The organism is Parafrankia soli, assembly GCF_001854695.1.
GTDB lineage: Bacteria > Actinomycetota > Actinomycetes > Frankiales > Frankiaceae > Parafrankia > Parafrankia soli.
Genome location: NZ_MAXA01000118.1, coordinates 1 through 2,593, shown reverse-complemented (window position 1 = coordinate 2,593; position 2,593 = coordinate 1). Strand labels below are relative to the sequence as shown.

3 protein-coding genes are annotated in these 2,593 nt (G+C 67.7%); 1 reads left to right on the top strand and 2 read right to left on the bottom strand.

The genetic code is table 11. The features are described 5' to 3' along the window. Window positions 1-531: 531 nt before the first annotated feature. The gene (locus BBK14_RS12085; protein WP_071062009.1) at window positions 532-882 is read right to left on the bottom strand and encodes a hypothetical protein; all 351 of its coding nucleotides are present in this window, start codon (window positions 880-882) and stop codon (window positions 532-534) included. Window positions 883-1,719: 837 nt separating this feature from the next. On the opposite strand from BBK14_RS12085, the gene BBK14_RS12080 reads away from it, so the two are divergent. Beyond that, entirely contained in the window at window positions 1,720-1,935 is a 216-nt protein-coding gene (locus BBK14_RS12080) for a hypothetical protein (protein ID WP_071062007.1), read from the top strand. Between the two features lie 163 nt (window positions 1,936-2,098). Here BBK14_RS12080 and BBK14_RS12075 read toward each other — a convergent pair. After that, a partial coding sequence (locus BBK14_RS12075; protein WP_420849146.1) for a TerC family protein occupies window positions 2,099-2,593 on the bottom strand: 495 nt, incomplete at its 5' end.

Below are 2,593 nucleotides of genomic sequence, written 5' to 3'. Positions count from 1 at the left end.
ATCCAGCCCCAGCAGCGCCAGGGAGGCGGCGATGGCGCACCACAACACCCGTGGCGTACGGCCCGAACCGGTCAGACGCCACGGACTATGTGCAGCGCCGACACCGCTGCGGAGTCCGGACATCGCTCACATCCCCTTAGGGAAGCGTAGCGCAAGCAGTTGAATTCGTATAGCGACGATCCGGTGGGGTTGTCCGCACAGGAGGGCTCCGCCGCAGCGTGCGCCACGACGGCACGGGACACCGGCGTCGGCACCCAGCCCACGATCTGGATCGTGCGCCCGCTGGACCCGGAACCCACAAATGATCATGTCGCCCGCGCACCCATCGATGCGCTTTTGATCACCAGTCTTTTCGTCACATTTACGTCACAGGAGACGCAGCACACCTCTAATGGGCACTGATAGTGATCTTGATAGGAATGCCTGTCCGCTCGCGGGATGCGGCTCGACGCCACCCCCACCGACGCCCAGCGACAGCCACACCGCGGCGCCATATGAAAAGGGGGTGCCAGCGAAGCCCGGCGCCGAGCCTCAGAGCGACCGTTCACCGCCCTCGAAATCGACCACGCGGACGACGGCGCCGGTCTCGGTCGCACGGTAGCGGGGGTTACCCCACAGGACGACGCGGTCTGGATTCTCTCGGTCGTAGGACAGCGACATCGGCTCGCCCGCATCCAGGCCCACCTGGAGGTCCGGGGACAGCCGCCGCCGGACCTCGACCTCCCGGGCGTCCTGCCCCACCGGTGTGAAGCGCACAACGACCCGCCACGCGTCCCCCTCATCGACTGCCGAGACGATATCGCCGCGCACCCGCACACCGCGCTTCACGATCGCCTCGGCGAGGAGCTGGTCCGGATCCTTGCGTCGCGAGAAGAGGCCCATGGCCGAATTTTGCTACCCGCCCGACCCGGGCCGCCGGGTACGACGAAAGACGGTGGTCCCCGAGGCACTTGTAGTGATCGTGGTGGGAATGTCTGTCCGCGTACCCAACACTGGACGGTCAACGCGGCCGCGGGCGAGCGCGGGTGCGCCCGCCCGAACCGCGGATACCGGACCCTCACCCGATCACCTCACCCCGGCGCGCACACCGGGCCACAATCGGCAACGACGGTTGCCCTCGGCCGTCGCATGACAGCCCGAGCCCCGCCCCTCCGAAGCCTTCGGATCTTGACCTTTCGAAGCAGACACGTCACCTGTAGAACAATCACACGGGCAGCATGATCCCGGGCCGCATTTTGGGGATCAAGACGCCGACAGCCGACGCCGCTACCCGCCTGGCCGCCGTGCAGCTGATCCTGCACGCCGACCCCGCCACCGCCACCCTGCCCGACCTCCCCGCACAGGTCCTCGCCGCCGCCGACCCCGGATGGATCATCCGTGACACCGCCGGCGGCTACCAGCTGCCAGAAGTCGCCTCCGAATACGTCACCACACAACACCCTCGAACGAACACATGTTCGATGCGAGGGTGGGGTGGGTGCCGTCCTGTCTCACCGACACCCCTAGGAGGCTGCGGTGCCGCTACCGCTACCTCTGCGGCTGACGGCCATGAGCGCCACGGTGAGCACGGCGACGAAGCCTCCCCGCTGGCAGGGACGGCGGGGAAGTTCCGCCGGGCCTGTTCTCGTTCCGCGGGTTCGGGCAGGGATGCGGGAAGGCTGGGTTTTCTAGCCTCTCCCCCAGGTCAGACCTGGGATATCCCTCTCGAGCGGAGCGTATATGGACGCATGGCCGCGTCTGGACGAGTTCCAGGTATTCGACCACGAGGTTCGCCGTCTGCGGCGGGCGCGCAGCCTCAGGAGAGAACGCCTCGGCAGGGCCACGCTGCTGCGCATCGCCACCGACCTGGCGGCCCAGGCAGGCCGAGACGACACCGAGGACGCACTGCGCAGATCACCCGACCATCCAGACTCTGGATGGCCGGAAGACCGGTAGTAACTCCGTTGTCGTCGACCAGGGCGACGTCGTGATGCCCCTCGGTCCAGTCGACCCACTGCTGGCCAAGCGACGGATCGTGGAGTCCCCGGCGGAGGTGGGCGAGCTGCTGGGCATGCTCGCGGCCGCCGACGAGAGACGCCGCACGGGGGGTATGTGCAGCTCAGCTGTCCTGCGGTGGGTTGCCCGTCTCCCGCGTTCCCTGCGCCGGGGGTTGTTCACCGGCCGAACCCGGGGCAACGCCGTTCTCGTCCCGTGCGGCCGGAGCAGTGCCTTCTTGGGCGGTCGAGTGGAGGCGCCGAATGCTTAGTGCGACGGACACTGTCAGGACCGTGACGATGACCGCCAGGCTGACCGGTGACGGGATCTCCGGGACGCTGCTGCTGAACAACTTGTGGGACGCCTGAAGGATCAGCTTCACGCCGATGAAGGACAGGATCAGCGCAAGGCCCTTGCTGAGGTAGTGGAACCGGTCCAGCAGCCCGGCGAGCAGGAAGTACAGGGCCCGCAGGCCGAGGATGGCGAACGCGTTGCTGGTGTAGACGATGAAGGCGTCGTCGCTGACCGCGAGGACGGCGGGCACGCTGTCCACGGCGAAGAGCAGGTCGGCTGCCTCGATCGCGGCGACGACCGCGAGCAGCGGGGTGGCGACCCGTTT

Coding starts and splice junctions, on each gene's coding strand:
- BBK14_RS12080 (WP_071062007.1), top strand. CDS start 1,720: ATGGACGCATGGCCGCGTCTGGACGAGTTCCAGGTATTCGACCACGAG.
- BBK14_RS12085 (WP_071062009.1), bottom strand. CDS start 882: ATGGGCCTCTTCTCGCGACGCAAGGATCCGGACCAGCTCCTCGCCGAG.